The organism is Sulfitobacter pacificus, assembly GCF_030159975.1.
GTDB classification, from domain to species: Bacteria; Pseudomonadota; Alphaproteobacteria; order Rhodobacterales; family Rhodobacteraceae; genus Sulfitobacter; species Sulfitobacter pacificus.
In genome coordinates this window covers 1-21483 of sequence record NZ_BSNL01000020.1, presented here as the reverse complement: position 1 = coordinate 21483, position 21483 = coordinate 1, and the positions used below count along the sequence as shown (strand labels likewise).

25 protein-coding genes are annotated in these 21483 nt (G+C 55.4%); 3 read left to right on the top strand and 22 right to left on the bottom strand.

Features of this window, described 5'->3' with window-relative positions:
• The 3 genes from QQL78_RS20520 to QQL78_RS20510 form a co-directional block, all read right to left on the bottom strand.
• A partial coding sequence (locus tag QQL78_RS20520) for an autotransporter-associated beta strand repeat-containing protein (protein ID WP_284376654.1) occupies nt 1–720 on the bottom strand: 720 nt, incomplete at its 3' end.
• Nucleotides 721–1303: 583 nt separating this feature from the next.
• Nucleotides 1304–1864, bottom strand: coding sequence for an invasion associated locus B family protein (locus tag QQL78_RS20515; protein WP_284376652.1), 561 nt, complete (start codon nt 1862–1864; stop codon nt 1304–1306).
• Between the two features lie 71 nt (nt 1865–1935).
• Nucleotides 1936–3069, bottom strand: coding sequence for a pyridoxal phosphate-dependent aminotransferase (locus QQL78_RS20510; RefSeq protein ID WP_284376651.1), 1134 nt, complete (start codon nt 3067–3069; stop codon nt 1936–1938).
• Between the two features lie 24 nt (nt 3070–3093).
• Between QQL78_RS20510 and QQL78_RS20505 the strand changes: the two genes are divergently transcribed.
• Nucleotides 3094–3852 carry an MBL fold metallo-hydrolase gene (locus tag QQL78_RS20505; RefSeq protein ID WP_284376649.1) on the top strand — a complete coding sequence of 253 codons (759 nt, stop codon included), beginning with the start codon at nt 3094–3096 and terminating at the stop codon, nt 3850–3852.
• A gap of 1 nt (nt 3853) precedes the next feature.
• On the opposite strand, the gene QQL78_RS20500 is transcribed toward QQL78_RS20505, so the two are convergent.
• From QQL78_RS20500 to QQL78_RS20475, 6 genes are all read right to left on the bottom strand, one after another.
• Nucleotides 3854–4153 carry a CcdB family protein gene (locus QQL78_RS20500; RefSeq protein WP_284376647.1) on the bottom strand — a complete coding sequence of 100 codons (300 nt, stop codon included), beginning with the start codon at nt 4151–4153 and terminating at the stop codon, nt 3854–3856.
• The gene (locus tag QQL78_RS20495; RefSeq protein ID WP_284376645.1) at nt 4146–4367 is read right to left on the bottom strand and encodes a type II toxin-antitoxin system CcdA family antitoxin; all 222 of its coding nucleotides are present in this window, start codon (nt 4365–4367) and stop codon (nt 4146–4148) included. Before QQL78_RS20495 ends, QQL78_RS20500 begins: the two co-directional genes overlap by 8 nt.
• Before the next feature lie 52 nt (nt 4368–4419).
• Nucleotides 4420–5142, bottom strand: coding sequence for an SDR family NAD(P)-dependent oxidoreductase (locus QQL78_RS20490; RefSeq protein WP_284376644.1), 723 nt, complete (start codon nt 5140–5142; stop codon nt 4420–4422).
• A 224-nt stretch (nt 5143–5366) separates the two neighbouring features.
• A complete protein-coding gene (locus QQL78_RS20485) occupies nt 5367–6464 on the bottom strand; it encodes a thiolase family protein (RefSeq protein WP_284376642.1) in 1098 nt (365 codons plus the stop codon).
• A gap of 2 nt (nt 6465–6466) precedes the next feature.
• Nucleotides 6467–7636, bottom strand: a complete 1170-nt coding sequence (locus QQL78_RS20480; RefSeq protein WP_284376638.1) for an AMP-binding protein — start codon at nt 7634–7636, stop codon at nt 6467–6469.
• On the bottom strand, nt 7633–7884 hold the full coding sequence (locus tag QQL78_RS20475) for a hypothetical protein (RefSeq protein WP_284376636.1): 252 nt from the start codon (nt 7882–7884) through the stop codon (nt 7633–7635). Before QQL78_RS20475 ends, QQL78_RS20480 begins: the two co-directional genes overlap by 4 nt.
• On the opposite strand from QQL78_RS20475, the gene QQL78_RS20470 reads away from it, so the two are divergent.
• Nucleotides 7876–8064 (top strand): hypothetical protein, encoded by a 189-nt coding sequence (locus QQL78_RS20470; RefSeq protein ID WP_284376635.1) that lies wholly within the window; start codon nt 7876–7878, stop codon nt 8062–8064. The two genes, QQL78_RS20475 and QQL78_RS20470, sit on opposite strands and share 9 nt — an antisense overlap.
• A 14-nt stretch (nt 8065–8078) precedes the next feature.
• Here QQL78_RS20470 and QQL78_RS20465 read toward each other — a convergent pair whose 3' ends face one another.
• From QQL78_RS20465 to QQL78_RS20405, 13 genes are all read right to left on the bottom strand, one after another.
• The gene (locus QQL78_RS20465) at nt 8079–8375 is read right to left on the bottom strand and encodes a cupin domain-containing protein (RefSeq protein ID WP_284376633.1); all 297 of its coding nucleotides are present in this window, start codon (nt 8373–8375) and stop codon (nt 8079–8081) included.
• Between the two features lie 31 nt (nt 8376–8406).
• Nucleotides 8407–9090: a nitroreductase gene (locus tag QQL78_RS20460; RefSeq protein WP_284376631.1), complete on the bottom strand. Its 684-nt coding sequence runs from the start codon at nt 9088–9090 to the stop codon at nt 8407–8409.
• Nucleotides 9091–9200: 110 nt separating this feature from the next.
• Nucleotides 9201–9353, bottom strand: coding sequence for a hypothetical protein (locus QQL78_RS20455; RefSeq protein ID WP_284376629.1), 153 nt, complete (start codon nt 9351–9353; stop codon nt 9201–9203).
• Nucleotides 9354–9442: 89 nt separating this feature from the next.
• Nucleotides 9443–10897: an NAD-dependent succinate-semialdehyde dehydrogenase gene (locus QQL78_RS20450; protein WP_284376627.1), complete on the bottom strand. Its 1455-nt coding sequence runs from the start codon at nt 10895–10897 to the stop codon at nt 9443–9445.
• Between the two features lie 2 nt (nt 10898–10899).
• Nucleotides 10900–12177, bottom strand: a complete 1278-nt coding sequence (locus tag QQL78_RS20445; protein ID WP_284376625.1) for a 4-aminobutyrate--2-oxoglutarate transaminase — start codon at nt 12175–12177, stop codon at nt 10900–10902.
• A gap of 72 nt (nt 12178–12249) precedes the next feature.
• Nucleotides 12250–13260 carry an ABC transporter permease gene (locus QQL78_RS20440; protein ID WP_284376624.1) on the bottom strand — a complete coding sequence of 337 codons (1011 nt, stop codon included), beginning with the start codon at nt 13258–13260 and terminating at the stop codon, nt 12250–12252.
• Nucleotides 13257–14765 carry a sugar ABC transporter ATP-binding protein gene (locus QQL78_RS20435; protein ID WP_284376622.1) on the bottom strand — a complete coding sequence of 503 codons (1509 nt, stop codon included), beginning with the start codon at nt 14763–14765 and terminating at the stop codon, nt 13257–13259. The genes QQL78_RS20440 and QQL78_RS20435 overlap by 4 nt, the downstream gene beginning before the upstream one ends.
• Nucleotides 14766–14832: 67 nt before the next feature.
• Complete coding sequence (torT, locus tag QQL78_RS20430; protein ID WP_284376620.1) at nt 14833–15909, bottom strand: TMAO reductase system periplasmic protein TorT; 1077 nt, start codon at nt 15907–15909, stop codon at nt 14833–14835.
• A 71-nt stretch (nt 15910–15980) separates the two neighbouring features.
• The gene (locus QQL78_RS20425) at nt 15981–16952 is read right to left on the bottom strand and encodes a 5-oxoprolinase subunit C family protein (RefSeq protein WP_284376618.1); all 972 of its coding nucleotides are present in this window, start codon (nt 16950–16952) and stop codon (nt 15981–15983) included.
• Nucleotides 16942–17817: a 5-oxoprolinase subunit B family protein gene (locus QQL78_RS20420; protein ID WP_284376616.1), complete on the bottom strand. Its 876-nt coding sequence runs from the start codon at nt 17815–17817 to the stop codon at nt 16942–16944. Before QQL78_RS20420 ends, QQL78_RS20425 begins: the two co-directional genes overlap by 11 nt.
• Nucleotides 17818–17827: 10 nt before the next feature.
• Nucleotides 17828–19198, bottom strand: coding sequence for an acetyl-CoA carboxylase biotin carboxylase subunit (locus QQL78_RS20415; RefSeq protein ID WP_284376615.1), 1371 nt, complete (start codon nt 19196–19198; stop codon nt 17828–17830).
• A gap of 1 nt (nt 19199) precedes the next feature.
• Entirely contained in the window at nt 19200–19436 is a 237-nt protein-coding gene (locus tag QQL78_RS20410; RefSeq protein WP_284376613.1) for an acetyl-CoA carboxylase, read from the bottom strand.
• A 25-nt stretch (nt 19437–19461) separates the two neighbouring features.
• Nucleotides 19462–20238 carry a 5-oxoprolinase subunit PxpA gene (locus QQL78_RS20405; protein ID WP_284376611.1) on the bottom strand — a complete coding sequence of 259 codons (777 nt, stop codon included), beginning with the start codon at nt 20236–20238 and terminating at the stop codon, nt 19462–19464.
• Nucleotides 20239–20446: 208 nt separating this feature from the next.
• On the opposite strand from QQL78_RS20405, the gene QQL78_RS20400 reads away from it, so the two are divergent.
• Nucleotides 20447–21388 carry a LysR family transcriptional regulator gene (locus tag QQL78_RS20400; protein ID WP_284376609.1) on the top strand — a complete coding sequence of 314 codons (942 nt, stop codon included), beginning with the start codon at nt 20447–20449 and terminating at the stop codon, nt 21386–21388.
• Nucleotides 21389–21483 lie beyond the last annotated feature (95 nt).

Sequence of the window (21483 nt, the reverse complement as noted above, 5' to 3'; positions counted from 1 at the left end):
GGCTGAGACGGTGGTGGCTCCGGCCAGCTCAAGGGCTGCATCAACCGTGGTCTCGTTTACAACAACCGCGCCACCGGCAATGGTTGTGGTGCCCAGCACCTGGCCCGTAACCCCCAATGTACCGCCACTCACAAGGGTTCCACCCGTATAGGTATTGTCGCCCGACAGCGTTGCGGTTCCCGAGCCAAGCGTGACCGCGGTTGCCCCGCTGATCACGCCGGACAGGGTCATCTCAGCGGTTGTATTCAGGGCCAGTGTGGCCGCCGCCCCGCCGTTTTCAATTGCCCCGCCGAAATCCATATCGGTGATCGAAGAAATGCTCAGGTCCGCCCCGTTGAGATCCAATGTGACGGAGCTGGCCAAAGCACCTGGCTGGAGGTCGGAATAGGTGAGGGTTGAGGCGCTACCATTGTTGAATTCGAAAGTGCCGTTTTCGATGGAGCCAATACTTATTATGTCCAGGTTTCCAACTGCCACTGGCGTAATACCAATGGTCACTGTACTGAACGGTGCGGCCAGAAAGATTGCCGTATCGGTTGCCCCGGGAGGCGAAAGGATATCCCAATTCACACCATCAGCATAAGTGCCGGGACCGGGTTCCACCCATACCGCATCTTGCGCATGACCGGGCAAGGCAATCAGACCGGAAACCAAAGCTGTTGTCAGAAATAGACCCTTAGAATTTACCGCGCGTGTAATCGTTCTGCTAAAATGCAACATAAAATACCCCAGTCCAATACCGTCACCCGTACAATTAGAGCATAAAAGCCTCTGTAATCAACGAGGTCAACTGAATTTGCCGCCCTCAGAAATCCTAGAAGCTCTGGCAGATGGCACCAAATTGAAGGGCGCAAATTCTAGAGGGTGCGGATATGGTACGATTGGGGATCAGCCGCATGTGAGAGGGCAGCGCAAAAACAAACCTCACAATACCTAGACGCGAAAATTGCCGCTTCATCCTTGCCCATCAGCAGTTTCAACCACAGGCTCTTGAAAACTATACCCATTTGTTAACCACGTTTTGTTCAGGCGGGACTTTCCCATATGACGCCCTGCCCAACAGCCCAGCGGGACATCGGCGTTTTGGCACGAAAAAACATACCGGTTTTCGCAAGTTTCAAATGGACCGAGACAGAGGCAACAGGCCAGTGCGCCACATTTCTGCCCCAATCAGGCCACCCAAATAAAATCAAGGTTTTATGGGTGGGCAGCGGGAGCTTCTGGAAACAATCAACCGAATCCCCCCGTATTGAGTTGAAATTTGGAATTCACCGGCCTTGTAATGTGGCAATAACTTGGCAGCTCAGGGACGTACAGCGTCCAGCCCGGATGCCATGCCGTTTAGCGAAAACTGAAACAAAAACGGCTCTGTCTGGGCAGAGGGGCGGAAGGCCGCGATCATGGCATTCTCTTCGGTGGAAAGTGCTGCAACCTTGTCTGCATCGATCTGCAGCACCGCTTCACAAACCTCGCGGTTACAGGACTGCCAGGCGAATTGCATGACCGCCTCCTCGTCATCACTTTCCGCTTCGCGCATGGCAAAACCTGTAGGCAGAAACACACCAACAGGCACCCGCGCAATCAAAAAACTTTGCCCTTCCGGGTTACGTGTCGCAACGATATCCGCGATAAAGGCCTTGTCCGTTGATCGCAGAACCCGTTGGGTTAATGTGCAATCCGTTTTACCCACTGCAATCGCAATACAGCTGACCGACCATGCTCCAAATTTTTGACCATTGACTACGACCGCGGCTTCAGGTGTCGACGGGGCAACCGCAGCGTCATCCTTGGTGGAGGTCTGCGCCGAGGCAGGCAAAGTCAGCACAAGGGCAAGCACGATAAACAAGCGCGAGAAAAAGGACATCAATTGGGCTCCGCGAAATACGTAAAGGTTGGGGCCAAGGGACCGGTATCTGCCCGGCGTGTCAAGCGGCATCAGCCGCGCCGCTGCCAGTCCCGCAGGGCCAGCGACACCTGATCCAACCCTTTTGACAGGTTCACGCCGGCACCGCCACCAACCCCAAGCCGGATGTGGTTGGCCTGTCCATAGGCACTGCCCGGCAGCAGGAAAGTCCGGTAGGGATCTGCAAGCAACCGCTTGGCAAAGGCATCGCTGTCAATCCCGTCAGGCAAACGCCCCAACCCGATCAACCCTGCACGCGGTGACACCCAAGACAGACCCTCTTGCGCCGCAACCCATCTGTTCATTTCGGCAAGGTTCGCCGCCCCTTCATCCCGTGCTTTTTGCATCGCAGGGGTATAGCGATCCGGGCGCATGGCTACTTCGGCAATCACCTCGCCCATGATGTTCATGATCTCTGATGAATTTTCGCGCAGGATCACCGCATCCATCACCAATTCGGGATCAGGGCAAATCAACCAGCCGGTGCGCAGCCCCTGCAAGCCAAGCGCCTTGCTGACGGAGCCGGTTGTGATCCCCCGCGCATACATACCCGCAATCGAAGGGGCGCGCGGGCCGTCCCATTCCAAACCGGCGTAGACCTCATCCACCAACACCCATGCGCCCACAGGATCAGCGATGCGCACCAGCGTTTCCAACTCTGCCTTGCCCAGTAAGTCACCTGTGGGGTTGTTGGGATTGCTGATGAAGATCAACCTGGTGTTATCCGTCACGGCATCGGCCATCTGATCCAGTGGCAATTTCCACCCATCTTTTTCGCAGCGGGTCACCTTGATCACCTTGGCTCCGATGGCGCGGGCCAAGACCTCGGCCTGTGGCCAACCGGGGGTCTCGATGACAATCTCGTCGCCGGGCTGAAGCAATTGCATCAGGCTGAGGTAATTCGCCTCTGCCGCGCCGGCGGTAATCAACACATCCTTGGGCACACAGATCCCGTCCAACCCTGCCTGCGTCAGCACATGTTGGCGCAGCTCCGGCAGCCCCCGAAAATCGCGATTGTTCCAATCCAACGATTGGTTCGGGTCCAGATCCGCCAGATAATCCCCCAAGACAGGGGAGCCTGACAGCGAGAACCCGACAATCGCCTCCGGTGCCGCCTCTGTGGTTTCAAGAAGATATTCAAACAACCTGTGTATCTTGACTTTCATGCCACTCCCCCGCCCAATAGTGCCATGAATACCCCGATCCACCTCAAGGGCAATCCCCGCCGTCTGGCCGTGCTGGATTACGGGCTGTTCGAAGTTCACGCTGGCCCGCGCACCATTGGCATTTGCGGCTTTGTTATCGAAACCGATGCAGGCGAAGTGGTGCTGATCGACACGGGCTTCCCCGCCAAATATGCCGCCGATGCCGCTGCCGCAACGCTGGAAGATGAACTGGGTAGTTTTGGACGTGTCCTGTCCGTGACCCCCGACAATCTGCCCGCCGCACAGCTGGCGAAATTGGGTCTGGACAAAGGTGATATCTCCCTGATGATCCAAAGCCATACCCATATTGATCACATCGGCGATATGGCTGGCTTTCCACAGGTGCCGATCCTGATCTCGGCGGATGAACGGGCCCTGCCCCGACCGCTTTATTGGTCGGGCAAACGGGCTATGGATTGGCCCGACCGCGTCTATCAATTGGTACGCGAAGATATGACCTTGGGGCCCGGTTTCGAGGTGCTGCATTGCCCCGGTCATGCGCCGGGCCAACTGGCGTTTATAGTCCAGCTGCCAGAAACCGGCTGGATCTTGCTGACCTCTGACGCGATCAGCCGCGCGTCAGAGATTGACGAAAAGTTCGCAGGGTCATGGGATGTGGATCAGGCCATTTTTCACGGTAACCGGCTGATGGCACTGGCCGCGCAACGGGATGCAATGGTGATCTATGGCCACTGCCCGGAACAATGGCCCAAGCTGAAAAAAGCCCCAGACTGGTTTGAGTAACTCAATACCCCTGAAACAACAGATCCAGCGCGCGGGTAAATTCATCAGCCTGGCTTGAAAAATTGGCAACGGAAGGCAACAGTATCGACTGCGGTACAGCCGCCATCAGATGGGTCGCCACAACATAGGATGCTCCGTCTACCTCAATCAGCGGATGCAACCCTGTGGTCCTTTGCGGCACGTCAGTCACCGGCATGACAGGTGCCATCATTCTGCTCCGTTGCACCGCCAGAAAGTTGGTCTGCAAATCCAGCAGGTAGCCAGTCCCGTTGCGCGTCGGGTGCAGATCATACTTAGACATCAAACATGCGGTATTCTTCTAACGGCAGGCCGTTCTTTTCGACCCATTCATCCCAGGCTTCCATGCTTGCGCGATTCTCTGTCAACCACGCATCACGCAGGGCCTGTCGCACGCCCTGTTCCGCCGCAGCCGAGATATTGACGCCTAAAGCTTCGGCATCTTTCAGCAATTCCTTGTCCAAAGACAGGTTTGTCGCGCGTTTTTGAACACCCATAGGCCCCTCCATAAGCATGCGCATAATTTATGCGCATGAGCTTAACACATTCTTACCGTACATCGCGTCCTTGATTAAGGATAATCACATTCCCGCTTGAAATATCCCCCGCTGGCGACACCAGAAAGCCGACCCATGCGGCAATTTCCGCTGGCTGCATCGCCCGGCCATGCGGCATCTGGGCCACCGCTTTTGCCAAAACATCTTCGCTCAACACCCCGAACAGCGGCGTCTCCGTCATTGCTGGCGCAATCGAATTCACCGCGATCTTGTCACTTGCGAAACGCCGCGCCAGATCTTTGGTCAGATTGTCCAGCGCCGCCTTGGAGGCACGATAGTGCGGCGGGTCAAACACATCAAAATTATAGGCCCCGTTCGAAGAAATATTCACGATCTTGCGCACCCCGTCCCGGCCCGCCATCAGCTTGATCGCCGCCTGACAACAATGAAAGGCCGCTGAAAAATTCAACGTCATCTGCCGTTCAAATTCATCCACCGGAATCTCAGGAAACTCCGACATGAAACAGGTGCCGGCGTTATTCACCAGTACATCGACACCGCCCAGCATCCCCTCGATCTCTGCAAATGCTGCCTTGATCGCCGCCGCATCCATCAGGTCAACGGCCATCCCGGCAAAACCGTCCTGCGCCATTTCGGTCAGACCCGCCTCATCCACATCAAACCCGACGACCGCATGCCCCTCGGCCAGCAACCGCGCCACAATCGCACGCCCCATGCCGCCCGCCGCCCCTGTCACAACCGCAACCTTACCCATGCCCTGCCCTTTCGCATTTCCTTTGAATAGGTGTAGCCATGCACTTGCAACTTGCCAAGGAACACGCGCCCATTCGCGCCCCAAAGCCGAGCGGATGCGGTCCTGCGCTCTTACAGTTCAAAAGCAAGTTTGATGCGCAGCCTTGCCATGCATCTAGCCTTTGATGCTTAGGCCAGAACGGTCATTGGGCTTAAATCGCCGCGACGGACAGCTTGTCGCCAACTTCAAAGAGATAAAGCAATCGCGGACCCAAGCCCGCCAGCTGCCGCTATCGCCGCCATCCCAAGGCCGCCAGTTACCTGAATTCGATGAAACAGCTGTACTGCGAGAACCGCCCCTGAGGCACCGATGGGGTGGCCCCTTGCAAGGCTGCCGCCCCAATTGTTCACAATCACCGGATCGATACCTGCGCCATCTACGCAAGCAATGGCCTGAGCAGCAAAAGCCTCCATGATCTCGACACTTCGAAGGTCACTACGGCAAATGTTAAGGCTCGATAGCGTTTGGTTGAGCGCTTCGACGGGTGCCAAACCGGGCATCTCGGGGTTGCCACCTATTGTCAGCCCGCCAAGCAGATCTACCCCCTTTGCACAACGTTCTTTGGCCCATTGCGACGACACAACAACTACGAAGGCGGCACCATCCGCCGCCACAGACATATTGGCAACGGAAATCGAACCAGAAACTTTCGGGGCCCGCGCGCAGTGTCGTTCGCTTAATTCTCGCGTGAACGGGTCATTTGATACCCCTAAGAGTTCGACGATGTGATCAACCGGGGCGGACCGCGCAGCTTGATGACTAGCGATTGCCCAGGCGTCTTGTTCAGCCTTTGAAATGCCTAGTGTCACCGCCAGTTGGTTCGCCGCCTGCGCCATATCAGGGTCTCGATCCGGCCAAGGCGTGAACTGCGCTTGCTCAAATTGCTCCGGGGGGCGCGCGTCGGAAAAAGTCTTGAACCGCAATGGCATCCTAGAGTAGCTCTCAACACCGCCGGCAACAACCACATCGCACCGGCCAGAACGTACCAGAGCATCTGCCAAAAGGATTGCGTCCAATCCGCCAACGCACTGACGATCAATGGTCAGGCCCGCGACCCGCTCTGGAAGCCCAGCATGAAGAGCGGTTATGCGTGCAGGGTTTCCACCGGCGCCGAGCGAATTCGCAGCGATCAGCTCATCCACCTCGTCAACCGCGAGCCCCGCGTCGTTCAGGGCGGCAAGCACGATTGGTGCTGCGATTTCTTCAATGGAAAGCCCCGCAAATGCCCCGTTTCTGGGGACAATCGGACTACGCCGCGCTGAAAGGAGAACTGAACCAACCATATCTAGTTCGAAGCCATCGCTTCCAAGGAAATGAGGTCGAGTTTGCCCGAGGGAAGCGTTGGCAGGTCAGACATAAATCGAATCTCTTTTGGCACGTGCCTGTCGCCAAGCAAACTGCGGCAATGCTGTCGAATGAGGGAAGGATCAAGATTTGGCACCGCCGGCTTCACGAAGCAGATGATCCGGTTCCCGCGCGCTGCGTCAGCGACAGGGATTACGGCACAAGCCTCTACGCAATCCAACGCGGCTACAGCTTCCTCGATCGCTTCGGGAAAGACATTCACGTCTGACACCGTAACCATTCGATCAGCACGACCTTTGATGAATAGATATCCATCAGCATCAAAGTGGCCGATCTCTCCAGTCGCGACAAAACCATCTGGCCGAACAAGTTTTTTGCTGGTTTCGACATACATATCGGCAAGATAAGGACTACGAACACACAGCTCGCCGCAATCGCCGTGTGTTTTCGCCCCTTCTATTTTCACTTCAACCTCCGGGTAGGGTATTCCTACTGATCCTTGCGGGATCGCCCCCCTAGCTATCGTCACAAAGCTTGTTTCGCTTGTGCCATAGAATTCGATGATCTCTGCTTTCGGGAATAGGGCCGAAAGCCGATCCCGATCCGACGCCAAAAATTTGCCACCGCCAACCAAAATGCGCGTTAACGTTGGAACAACACCAGCTCCTGCAGCCGAAGCTGCCAATTCCAGCTGTTTTAGTTGGGTAGGTGTCGCATAGATCACGGATATCGACCGAGACGATATCGCTCGAAACTGCTCCTTCGGTGACTTCGCCGACAAAACGCTCAACGTCGCACCCAGATGCAAAGCTTCTAGCGCCGCAAATAGGCTTAGAGAGTGGCCAAGTGAGCCCAGAACGGCATAGTGATCGTTGGAGCAAGCGCCAAAGAGATCTTTTGCCTGATCGAAACTGCTCTGCCAGCTTCTCGGAGTGCGACGGATCGTTTTAGGCCGCCCCGTACTCCCGGATGTCTGACAGTCAAGCCATTGAACCTCATGTTGAAATTTCTGGATCGGGCTTTTCGCGTTGTAGGCTCCTTGAACAGAAAACCCATCGCGCAGGCATTCAATGAGTGTCAGGATGCCTGGCGCATTTGGATCAGCAATGATTGCACTGGGATGCAATATGAACGTTTCCCGAGTGATCATTTGAAAGTACCCATGGGCAGCCGTCGTTTCATACACTCCGGCACCGTGACGCGCGTCAACGTGTATAAATCCGGCGAGGTTGGAATACCGTTTCGCAGCATGCGCAACACGCAAGCGGCATACCCGAGGGTACGTTTGAATTCCTTGGAGCCAGCGATAAAACTACTTTCAATCGCATTGTCCTTTGGCCTGGTGAACCAGACCTCGCATTTGTTCGCCGAATCAAAGGATGCAAGAAATTGGTTCATGAAATTGGTAAGGTCTTCTTTGCTAAGCAACGTGAGCTGGTTGAGGATTATCGTTGTATCAATGTGAGAACAATCGTCAAAGAAGTAGCCAATCTTGGCCCGCCCCTTTCCCAGCTATCGGGGCGGACCACTTCAAAACGGGTGCGTTTCAAGAGCAGCATCGCATTCAAAGGAATTTGAAGGGCTTCACATTTTCATTTCGCCGGCACCAACTCGGTCTTGACGAAAGACATCGCTTGATCACCGGCGTTTACAACATTGTGCGCAATCCCTGCCTGCCGGCTATAGGCTTCGCCGCGCGCCACGTTCACGGTGCTGGACCCAGCTTGATCTTCGATCAACATCTGGCACTCTGTCAGTGCCACCACCACGTAGTCCATTTCGTGGCGGTGCCAGCCGGTTTCAGAGTTTTGTTCGAAATCGTAGCGCGTGACGACAACTCTATCGTCGCGCACAAGTTCGGTTGCAATTGCTTGTTTACGATTGGTCATTTTGCTTTCCTTAACAGGGCTTCTGGATAGATCAGATGTCTTCAAAGCCACGGAATGTCGTGAATTCCGCAAGACTGCACCGTTCTGTTCTGAATTGGTTAACCTTAGCGTCTTTGTCCGGGAAACCAACGGCGATGCCACAAACAGCCAACTCATCTTCTGGCAGGTTCAGGTGCTCATGGACGATCGGCCCGTAATTCGCCAAAGCGCCAATCCCCGATGTTCCCAAACCCTCATCCTCTGCGCTGAGCAGGAAAGTCATGATCGCCATGCCGAGGTCCATGAAGCACCCCTTGCCCATGGCGCGTTCAATGGTCACGACCACACCGACCGGAGCCCCGAAAAATGCATAGTTCCGGGCGAACTGCGCACGCCGCCCCTGCACATCTCTCCGTTCAATCCCGAGGGCTTCGTAAAGCGCGTAACCTGCCCGGCGCTGTCGATCTTTCAAAGCGCGAGACATCCGCTCTGGAAAATAGGAATACTCCGAACTGATAGGTTCACCCGTGTCCTGCGCCATCAGAAGCCGGTCAATCAGCGCCTGAAGCGCGGTGCCCGTCAGAACATGGAATTTGCCCGGTTGCAGGTTGGCACCGCTTGGCGCGCGCCGGGCGGCAGAGCAGATGCGTTCAAGCGTGGCGCGTTCAATCCGATCATTGGTATATGCCCGGATCGAATGACGTTGCGCCAATATTTCCAACAGATCAGCCCGCATCGGCTGGTTCTGAGCCTGACAGAGCGCTTATAGGACCCGCTTTCGCCAAGGCAGCGATAAGTGGCGGAACGAACGCGATAAATGCTACGTTATTTTCCATGTTAGATATCCTATGGGTTGTGGAATCCACCACGCGCGCGCAGGGCTTCAGCAATGTGGTCTGCGTCATCTAAAGCAAGCTTGGCAAAAGGTAAAATGACGCCCCAGTTCCACCCGCGACGTGAGCGGGCTTTCCAGCCCACCACGGAGGTTTTAGCGGCCAATCCCTCTTCCTTCGAGATGATGGTCAGTGGTTTCCTGAAGGAAGATCTTGCTACCCGACATGTTCTTGTCCTTGGTTAGCTCAGCAATCTCAGTGGATTTCGCCGAAGCACATGTATTTGAGTTCCAGGTAATCATCGGCACCGTATTTAGAGCCTTCGCGCCCTTGACCTGATTGCTTGATGCCCCCGAAGGGCGCGACTTCCGTTGAAATCAGACCGGTGTTGATGCCGACCATGCCTGTTTCCAGCCGCTCGGCAACCCGCCAGACGCGGGAGATGTCTTTGGCGTAAAAGTAGCCGGCAAGGCCGAATTCTGTATCGTTTGCAAGTTCGACAGCTTCCTCTTCGGTTTCGAATTCAAAGAGCGGCGCAATAGGTCCGAAGGTCTCTTCATGTTGCACTTGCATGCCGCGGGTCACACCAGTGATGACGGTCGGTTCAAAGAATGTCCCGCCACGCGCATGCCTGCAACCGCCTGTCACAATTTCGGCACCTTTGGCGATCGCATCTGACAGATGCGCCTCGACCTTCGACAGGGCGGCCTCGTTGATTAACGGACCGATGGCCACCCCATCCTCAAAGCCATCCCCGACAGAAAGTGCCGACACGCGTTCTGCGAGTTTCTTTGAAAACTCCTTGTAGACACCCGATTGAACGTAGATCCGATTGGCGCAGACACATGTCTGACCGGCGTTCCGGTATTTGGCGATCAGTGCGCCCTCAACCGCGGCATCGACGTCGGCGTCGTCGAAAACGATGAACGGTGCATTGCCACCAAGCTCCATCGAGACTTTCTTGACCGTTGCCGCCCCCTGCTCCATCAGGATTTTCCCGACACGTGTGGAGCCGGTAAAGGTGATCTTGGCCACTTTGGTGTTGGCACAAAGCTCCTTGCCGATGGCGGATGCGTTACTGCTCGGGATCACGCTGAATACGCCTTTGGGAATACCGGCGCGTTCGCCAAGCACGGCCATGGCGAGGGCGGACAGCGGGGTCAGTTCAGCCGGACGCGCAATAAAGGTGCACCCAACGGCGAGCGCAGGTGCCACCTTTCGGGCGATCATAGCGTTGGGGAAATTCCAGGGCGTGATTGAGCCAACCACACCCACCGGCTGTTTCATGACGACAATGCGCTTGTCAGGCTGATGGCCGGGGATCACGTCCCCATAGATGCGTTTTGCTTCTTCCGCGAACCACTCGACATAGGATGCACCATACATGATTTCGCCTTTGGCCTCGGTCAAAGGTTTACCCATTTCAGCGGTCAGGATTATGGCCAGATCATCGATGTTCTCCAACATCAAATCATGCCACTTGCGCAGGATCGCACCGCGTTCTTTGCCCGTCTTCGCAGCCCAGGACGCCTTGGCGTCATAGGCACCATCGATGGCGCGCGCCACGTCTTCAACGCCTAGATCAGTCACATCCGCAATCTTTTCGCCGGTCGCCGGATTGAGGACAGGAAAGCTGCTGCCATTCTCGATCCAGTGCCCATTCACATAGGCGCGGGTTTCGAGAAGCGCTGGGTCGTTCAACTTCAACATGATCAGCTCTCCCGCGCGGCAGCGATGGAGGCTTCGAGAATGTCGAGTGCTTCTGCAAAGACCTCTTCCTGAATGGTGATCGGGGCGAGGAAGCGAATGACGTTGCCATAGACGCCGCAGGTCAGAAGGATGAGATTACGTTTGAGAGCCTCCGCACGAACCTTTTGGGTGAATTCAGGGCTGGGGGCAGAGCCATCTGCGGTGTTGAACTCTGCAGCCACCATAAAACCGGGGCCGCGGATGTCGATGATTTCCGGCGTTGTGGCACGGATCGATTCAAGCCGCTGGCGCAGACGCGAACCTAGTTCATTTGCGCGGGCGCAGAGGTCTTCTTCCTCGATGACATCAAGAACGGCATGGGCCGCCGCGATCCCGAGCGGGTTACCACCGTAAGTTCCGCCAAGACCACCGGGGCCTGCGGCATCCATGATCTCTGCTTTGCCAGTGACTGCCGCCAGCGGCAAACCACCTGCGAGCCCCTTGGCCATTGTTGTCAGGTCGGGTGCAACGCCATAGCCATCCATGGCAAAGAGATTGCCTGTGCGCGCAAAGCCGGTCTGAATTTCATCTGCGACCATCACGATCCCATGCTCATCACAAAGTGCGCGGATTTCGCGCATGAGCTCGGCAGGTGCGGGATAGAAACCGCCTTCCCCTTGCACCGGCTCGAAAATGATCGCTGCGACGCGCGCGGGATCAAGGTCCGCTTTGAAGAGCTTGTTCAGCGCGTTCATCGAGTCTTCAGTGGAAACCCCATGTACGTCGATCGGAAACGGCACGTGATAGACGTCCGGCATCATCGCCCCGAAGCCCTGCTTGTATGGGGCGACCTTGCCCGTGAGGCTCATGCCCATGAAGGTGCGGCCATGAAAACCGCCTCCGAAGGCGATAACCGCCGGGCGGCCGGTATAGGCGCGCGCCACTTTGATCGCGTTCTCGACAGCTTCGGCACCGGTGGTCACAAAGACGGTCTTCTTCTCGAAATCGCCGGAAACGCGCGCGTTCAGACGTTCGGCAAGGCGGATATAATTCTCATAGGGTAGCACTTGGTGACAGGTATGGGTGAATGAACCCATTTGCCGCTCCACTGCGGCCATGACTTTCGGGTGGCAATGGCCGGTGTTGACGACGGCAATGCCTGCGGCGAAATCGATGTAGCGATTTCCCTCCACATCCCAGACCTCAGAGTTTTTTGCCCGGTCTGCGTAGATCTGGGTTTGCATCCCGACGCCGCGAGAGATGGCTTTGTCTTTGCGAGTGCTGATTTCTGCGTTCAACATGGTTTTCTTTCTATTTGAAACAGGGCGACGAGGCATATTTGTTGTGTCAGGCCTCATATTTGCAGGTGTTCGTCAGTTGCCGCTCAGGATCATGCGGTAACGCATCTGGTCGAAGATCACGGCGAGGATCAGCAAGGCACCGAGAAGCACCATCTGCATGTAGGAACTGACCTGTGCGAGGTTCATGCCGTTCTGGACAAGCACGATGAAGAAGGCCCCAAGGACAACGTTCTCGACCCGACCAATGCCGCCTCTCAAAGATACGCCTGCAATCACGCATGCAGCGATCGACTCAAGTGCGATTGTACTGCCAAGGTTGGCCTCACCCGATTCAACGCGCGCTGTAAGCAGCAAACCGGTCAATGACGCGATCAAGGCACAGATCACATAGGCCATCATCAGGGTGCGCTTCGTGTTGATTGCCGAAAGATGTGCCGCTTTGATGTTGCCGCCGACGGCGTAGACCTGGGTGCCAAGGCGCGTCCGGGACATGAAAAGCCACATGACGATGATGCAGATGGCAGCAATGATCACCGGAATGGGAATACCAAAGAGCCTGCCGAAGCCGAAGGTGTCGCCAAAGGCGAAGGGCAGGCCCGAAACCGGAACCCCACCTGTCAGGAACAGCGCGAGGCCCGCGCCCACCGAAGAAACACCCAGTGTCATGATGAACGGCGAGACCTCAAAATAGGCGACACCGACACCGTTGATCAGACCAACAGAGATTGCAGCCGCAAAACCCATGCAGGCACCAAAGGCGATGGCGAGCCAAATCGCGTCAGGGAAAATCCCGGCGAACCAGACCATGCCAAGCGCTGAGACCACCGAAGTCAAGGCAATCGAGGTTCCGACGGAAAGGTCGAAGCCGCCCGAGATAAGCACAAGCATCTGCCCCATCGAAACCAGCACAAGGTAAACCGACTGTCGGGCGACGTTGACGAGGTTCTGAAGGCTCAGGAATTTGTCAGATAGTGCTGTGAAGATGATCAACGCACCCACCAGGAAAAATGGCAAGACGCCAACCTTGATGAATATTTTTCGGATGGGATCGAAGGCCCCGGTTTTTGTAGCTTCTGTCGTCATAGTTTTGCTCCGGTTTCGTCGAAGAAGAATTTGAGAACTTGTTCCTCGGTCATGTCATCTCCGCTCAGCTCTGCTGAGATGTGGCCATGCGCCAGAATAAGCATTCGATGAGAGAGGTTCATGACCTCGGGAAGGTCGGATGAGATGACGACCACTGCCTTGCCGGACTCGGCCAATTCCTTGATCAGCAGGTAGAGTGCCGCACGTGTGCCCATGTCGACACCGACCGTGGGCTCATCAAAGATGATGATGTCGGCATTCTGGCCAAAGCACTTGCCAAACAGAACCTTCTGTTGATTGCCACCAGAAAGCTGGGACACGGGTTTGTTACGATACCCCTCGTGCAACTCCACATAATCCGAAATCGTCGCGGCTTCTGCGTTGACCTCCGACCATTTGACCAATTGGCCATTGCCCCCAACCTTGTCTCCCATGACAAGATTGATTGCGAGGTTGTCTTTGGACGGTTTGGCAAGGTCGAGCCCTTCGGCTTTCCGATCCGGAGAAAGGTAATAGATACCTTCGTTGATAATATCGCGCGTAGGGGCATGGCTGATATCTTTACCACGCATTTTAACCGTGCCGTGCACCCGGGTGGTTAAGCCCATGACAGTACGGAAGAGGCGCGATTTTCCAGACCCTACAAGGCCGGCAACGCCCAGAATTTCACCTGCGCGGACTTCGAAAAATGCGTCGTGAATTCCTGCAGTTCTAAGCCCCTCAACCGTTAGCAGGATTTCCCCAGTCCCTTGTTCAATCTTGGGGTAAATCTCGTCAATTGCGCGCCCGGTCATCATTTCGACAAGAGCGTCTTCGTTGGTCTCGGCCATATTGACGGTGCCAATCTTGGCACCATCACGAAGAACTGTGACGCGATTTGCAATCCGAAAGAATTCCTGGATGCGATGCGAAATATAGATGATGCCGACGCCCTTGGCCTTGAGCTCGTTTACGAATTCAAAGAGGTGGTCGACTTCCTTGTCCGTGAGTGATGCCGTGGGCTCATCCAGAATGAGCACTTTCAGATCGCCATGAAAGGCTTTGGTGATTTCCACCATCTGCTGTTGTGCCCGCGACAGGTGTGAGGTGACCGCATTCGGGTCGATGTCGAAGCCGAGTTCCAAGAGCATTTCATAGGCGCGTTTGCGCATTGTGCGATGATCAATGAACGGCCCCTTCATGGGCTCCCAGCCGAGGAAGATATTTTGTGCGACGGTCAGAGTCGGGATCAGCGAGAATTCCTGAAAAACCGTATAGATGCCCTTTTTCTGGGCATCGGCTACGCTGTCGAACTTCACTTTCTGACCATCAAGGATGACGCTGCCTTGCGACGGAGTATTCGCGCCCGCGAGCATTGAGATCAGCGTCGACTTTCCGGCACCATTCTCACCGAAGAGAACATGTACTTCCCCTGAATGAAGGTCAAAATCGACGGCATTGAGGGCAAGCACACCCGGGTATTGTCTGGTGAGCGCTTTGGTCTCGATGAGAGGTTGTGCTGACATGTCAGTCTCCAAAAAAGCGGGCCGGTGGGACAGGCCCGGTCCGGCCCGCAGTCCAACAGGGAGGAAGTTAGTTGGACACGGAGAAGACGGGCGAAAAGCCATCCGGTGGAAGGATGTTTGTACGCTCGACCTCGCCAATGTTTTCGGGGTCAACTACGAAGATTTTCGGGCCTACGTGTTTGATGTAGTCCTTGCCTTCAAGGATGCGGACGGCCTGATCAATCGCGATGCGACCCTGAATCACCATGCTGTCAGCGGGTGCCGCCAGAATGAAACCACGCTGGATGCCGGTGTAGACGCCAGGCGTCATGTAGAAGGCCAGAAGGTCAACCTTGCCCTGCAAGCCACGCTCGCGAATGAGGCCTTGAGCTGCTTCGGCGGTCACAGCTGTACCTGCGAGGTAGCGAACATCCGGGTTGGCTTGCAGAACGTCTTCGACGAGTTTCAGCTGCGTTTCCTTACCTGTGTCACCGAAGCGGGGCTCAAGAACTTCAACTGCGGAGCCTTTGACGGCTTCCATGAAACCGGTATGCGCGGCCTCAACCCATCCCGCACCCGCAGGACCAGGGAACCAGCCTACTTGCACCGGGTCTGTTCCAGTGGGGTGTTTTGCTGCGAGATAGGCACCGGTCTCATAACCCATCACCTTGAACGACACCAAGGATTTGGCCGAGATGTCTTCTGAAGAGACACCGTTAATGACATCGATGACGGGAATGTCTTTCGCAACAACTTCGCCGATGACGTTATTAAGGCCGTCGTATGAGATCGCGCCAACAACCACGGCATCCGCTCCACCCGAAACACAATCTTCGATCTGGCTGATTTGCTTGGCCAACTCGGTGTAGCCGCCAGCTTCCACGAGATTGAGGTTTACACCAAGGCGCTTGGCTTCATCGACAACGCCATAGTCAACGCCAAGCCAATAGGCGTCCTTCATGTGCGGGAAAGACACGCAGATGTTCCATGCTTTCTCGGCAGAGGCGAGCGCGTCATAGGTGACGGCGTTTACGTCCCCTTCCGTTGAAAAGGCTGGTGTGACCTCTTCGGCAGCATAAGGGAACCATGCTTCTTCCGCGAAAGCACCCGCTGGTATTGCAGCACTCAAAGCCAGTGCCGTGGCTGTCTTCAGGACGAGTTTCATTGTTCTGATCTCCTTGTCAGTTACAGTAGTCTGAGGCGATTTCTCGCGATTTCAGATTGGAATTCTGGCTCTTAACCGAGCTCTTTTCTTATTTTTGCAAGCATTCCTTTGCGCTCCCTGCGGGCCGCAAGCGCGCCTTCCATATCTACTTTTTTGAATTTGACTGGCGTATGCGGTTGAAGTTGTCCAATTAGGTCCATATCGGCCGAAATGACCGCGCCGAGGGTGAAATATCCACCGCCGGACACCGCATCACGGTGCAGAACGATCGGCTCGGTGCCACCGGGAACCTGGATGGAGCCATAGGAGTAGCAGCCGTCCACGATGTTCGAAGGATCAGCGCCCGCGCCAAATGGTTGTTCGCGGTCCACGAACTCAAGCGGGCGCCCGCCTTTGAAGCGATAGCCCATCCGGTCCGCTTCAGGTGCGACCTTCCACTCATCCTCAAAGAATCCGGCACCGGCCTCATCGGTCAGGCGATGCCAGTACAACCCGGGGAGTACGCGCAGACTGGCAGGTGTTCCGGGTTTACGGCGAAGCGGTTCCGACACGGTGCGACCGGCACCGGGCCCTTCCAAACCACCTGTCGGCAGTTCATCCCCAGCTTGAATGGCACGCCCTTCCACGCCGCCGAGCGCCCCGATGGGATATGTTGACCGACTGCCCAAAGCTTCAGGCGTTGTGATCCCGCCGCTGATAGCAATGTAGATGCGCGCACCGGCTTGCAGGAAGTCGAAACTCAGGGTCTGCCCGGCTTTGACGACAAAGGATGTCCAGGTCTCCTGATATTCGCCATCTACCTTGACCGGAATCTGTGCCCCAGTCACAGCGACGGTGGCGGATTGAGTGAACTCAATTTCCGGTCCCATGAAGACCGCTTCGAGACAGGCAGCGCCTTCATCGTTGCCGACGAGCATATTTGCGGCCCGAAGGGCATAGCGATCCATGGCACCTCCAAGCGGAATGCCCAGATGGAAATAGCCAATACGGCCGAGGTCCTGAATAGAGGTCGCAAGACCCGGATTTTTGATCTTAAGCGTCATTGAGGGCCTCCAACATCTTTGCATTGGTGCCGCGCATGTCGGCATTGAATTCGTCGAGATCGAACTCGATTTCTGCAATCCGCGGCTGGTAGCTACCGTCTTCAACGGCAGCGAGAACAGCATCGTATTCAGCGCGGTCGATCGGCTTCCATTTCACAATGTCGCCGGGCTTGAAGAACACCATGAAGTCCTTCAGATGCGCGACTTTCTGTTCCGGGTCATAGATGGGCATCGGGGTGATGCCGAACATCTGGTATCCACCTGCTCCGCGAACGGAATAAATGCAGGAAAAACATCCACCGTAGCCTACGGTTTGCTTTGGCGTGTCCGTGCGAGGGCTCAGATACTTCGGAACCTCAAGTTGCTTGTCACGATCCACCAGCTGGTAGAGGAAAGGCAAGCCTGCCACGAAACCCACCATCGATACGAACCAAGGCTGCGAGTGATGCGCCTCGATGAATGCGTCTGCAGAGGCGAACCCATTGATTTTGGCCGCATAGTCGAGGTCGGTTCCGTTCGGGTCCTGATGGCGCTCGCGGAACCGCATCAAGGTCTCATGCGTCCACGGATCCTTGTAGAAAACGGGGATTTCGATGATGCGCGTGGTCATACGCTTTTCCGCAGATTCCGCCTTGTGCTCCAGTTCCTTGACCTTCGTCATGATGTCATCGGGAGAAATGACATCCGGGTCGAAGCGGACCTGAAACGAAGCGTTTGCAGGGCAGATTTCGGTCACGCCCTCAATCTTGGCATCGCGCACCGCGTTGCTCATGGAAAGAGATTTAAAGAACGCGTCGAGAGACATTTCGTCATCCATCTCGACATAGACGTGCTCGTCACCTCCAAATGTGTATCTGGTTTTCATTCTGGCTTCCTCACGTGTTCTCGGGGTTCAGGTTTCCGGCTTCCAGCCAGGGCTCAAGCCACTGCGTATGAAAATCGCCAGAGGCGACGCCGGGGTCTTTGGCCAGAGCCTTGTGGAGCGGGATGGTGGTTTTCAGGCCATTGATCTCAAGCCCTTCCAGCGCTGTCGCCATCTTGGAAATGGCGTCGGCGCGATCCTTGCCGTGCACAATCAACTTGCCGATCAGCGAGTCATAGAACGGCGGAATCTGGTATCCTTCATACATGAAGTGATCGAAGCGGATCCCCTCACCTTCCGGGATTTTCAGGCTTTCGACCTTTCCCGGCCACGGCAAAAATTGCATGAAGGGGTCTTCTGCATTGAGGCGAACCTCGATGGCATGCCCAGACTTCTTGACCTGATCTTGGTTGACACTCAGCGGCTCACCGCCGCAAACGCGGATCATTTCCTGCACAAGGTCAAAGCCGGTGATCATCTCGGTCACAGGATGTTCGACCTGAATGCGCGTATTCATCTCTATGAAGAAGAACGCGCCGCTCGCTTCCTCGTAGAGGTATTCAAGCGTTCCGGCACCGCGATAGTTCACGGATTCGGCGAGTGCGACGGCTGCCATGCAGAGGTTTTCGCGTGTTTCATCATCAAGGCAGTCCGCGCCCGCCTCTTCCCAGACTTTCTGGCGGCGGCGCTGAAGTGAACATTCGCGTTCAAAGAAATGGACGGCCTTCTTTCCGTCGCCCACGATCTGCACCTCAATGTGGCGCGGTGACTTTACCGAGCGCTCGACATAGAGCCCGCCATCGCCAAATGCGGCGGCGGCTTCCTGTTGCGCTTGAGGGGCGAGGGTCCGAAGTTCCTCTTCAGTTTCAGCGATCCGGATGCCTTTACCACCGCCACCTGCAGCGGCTTTCACCATCACCGGATACCCAACCTTCGCGGCAACCTCGACAGCTTCATCGACGGATCCGATCCGTCCTTTTGAGCCGGGCACCACTGGCACACCTGCAGCTTCTGCCGCCTGACGCGCCGCCACTTTATCACCCATGCGTTCGATTGTGTCTGCAGAGGGGCCCACGAATTTGATGCCGGCCTGCTCGATGGCACGTGCAAATTCTGGGCTTTCTGAAAGGAAACCATAGCCCGGGTGCACAGCATCCGCAGCATTCTCGATGGCCGCCGCAACCACGCCGCTGATGTTGAGATAGGACTCGGTGGCTTTTGCAGGTCCAATGCAGACGGACTCGTCAGCCAGTTTGACCGCCAGCATTTCCGCGTCGCCTTCGGAGTAAGCCTGAATAGTTGTGATCCCGAGCTCCTTGGCAGCGCGAATGATGCGAACAGCGATCTCGCCGCGGTTTGCGATAAAGAGGCGCTTGATGCTCATTTCAGACCACCACTTCAGCAAGGGCCTGCCCTGCGGTTACTGGTAGGCCATCTTCAGTAAGATACGTGGAGAAGGTTCCGGCAAACTCGGCTTTGACCTCAATAAAGGTCTTCATTACCTCGATAAGACCGACCGTGTCACCCACGGCAACGGGATCTCCGGGGTTCTTGTAGAGCGCAGCTTCCGGTGACGGCTTCATGTAGAATGTGCCTGGTAGTGGTGAAAGTACTTGTGCCATTGTGTTATTCCTCCCTCGATATTTCTCAGAGACCCAGCACGGTCGCGGCTGGTGCGATTGTGATCCCGGCTTCCGTTAGTCCCGCGCGGATCGCTTTGCCCATGTCCAAGGCACCGGGGGTGTCAGAGTGAAAGCAGATCGACTCGAATTCGATGGGGATGTCTTCACCGTCAACGGTTCTCACGACACCTTCCTTGCAAGCCCGCACGCATTTTGCGGCAACCTCTTCTGGCTTGGGGCGCACCACCTGACGGGCAAAAACAATCGATCCAGATGTGTCGTAGTCACGATCTGCGTAGAATTCCCGCACGACAGGATGTCCGACCCGCTTCGCCACTTCATAGGTTTTGGAAACGCTCATGCAGAAGATGATTGCCGTGCCGCAAGTCTTGCTCAGCATATCAATGATCATCTCAGACAGTTCTTCGTTCACGGCGGCTTCCATATAGAGCGCACCATGCGGCTTCACATGCTGGAGGCTGATGCCGTGACGGCGGCCAAATTCGCGGATTGCGCCGACCTGATAGACAATGTCGTTCACGAGCTCTTCCGAACTCGTTTTCATGTAGCGACGTCCGAACCCTTGAAGATCATTGTAGCCCGGATGCGCCCCTAAGCCTACTCCATAGGTCTGAGCGAGCTTGACCACACGGTCCATGGAGTTTGGGTCGCCTGCGTGAAAACCGGCCGCGATATTGGCTGAGCTGATGAGGGCCATGATCTCTTCATCAGGCGCTTCGCCCAGTGTCCATTGACCAAACCCCTCGCCCATATCGCAGTTGAGGTCGACAATCTCTTTCATGCTCTGCTTCCCTGTCTAGAGTTTAGAATAGGTTCACAAAAAGCGATGGAGATTGGAATTTCTTTATTATGAAGAGGCTATATCAGTATTTTCGATACTGTGATTGCGAGTAGTTTCGTGTAGGTATCTGATTTTTATAGATAACATTCCATTTTGTTTACGCAGCCATAACAATGTATCTATTTTTCCGATGGCATAATCTTTAATATTGTTGTATCCGATTGATATGAACCTGCGCCATCTCAAATATTTCGTTGCCACAGCAGAATCGGGTCAGGTAAGCCGGGCTGCGAATGCTTTGTCGATCTCGCAATCCTCGGTCACAGGTGCGATCAAAGAGCTTGAGGCGATTTTGGATGCAGAGCTTTTCGTTCGCTCCTCGCAAGGAATGGAACTGACAGATGCCGGACGGGAGTTTCTCGCAGCCTCACGCGAAATTCTGGACAAGGTCGATGACGCCAAGCGCCTGACCAAGCGCCGCTCTGAAGTGAGCGGTACGATTACCTTGGCCGCGACCTATACCGTGCTGGGATACTTTCTCCCCTTTCACATAGATCGGCTTGCACGCCTTCATCCAGGTTTGAACATTCAAATCAGCGAACTTAACCGGGAGAGTATTGAGGATGGGCTTCTCGCCAATCGTTTTGATCTCGCGGTGCTTCTCACATCGAACCTCAGCAATCCGGAACTTGAATCGGAAACACTTCTGAAATCGTCTCGCAGACTTTGGGTTCCGGCCGGTCATCGCTTTCTGGAACGTGGCAGAGCAAGTTTCAAAGAGATTGCAGACGAAGACTACATCATGCTGACTGTCGACGAAGCGGCGCATACGGCTATGAAATATTGGAGCAAAACCAACTATCGCCCCAACACGAAACTCAGGACATCGTCTGTTGAGGCGTGCCGGTCAATGGTCGCGAATGGGCAAGGCGTCGCTATCTTGTCCGACATGGTTTATCGCCCGTGGTCCTTGGAGGGAAAGCGCCTTGAAACGGTTTCCACGGATGTAGAAATCCCAACGATGGATGTTGGGATCGCATGGCGGAGTGGTGTGGAGTTTACACCCGCTATGAACCTCCTGGTGGACTACTTTAAAGCAAGTTTTGTCTCACCGCAGATGGCGCAATTCAGCGGCAGAAAGTTGTCGTAGTACCCTAATAAAAGAGAAATTACCGCTTCTGGCCTATTTTGGCGATTTCTGTGCCTCTATTTAGGATATGTCCACAGGTTTCGGCGACCTTCGGA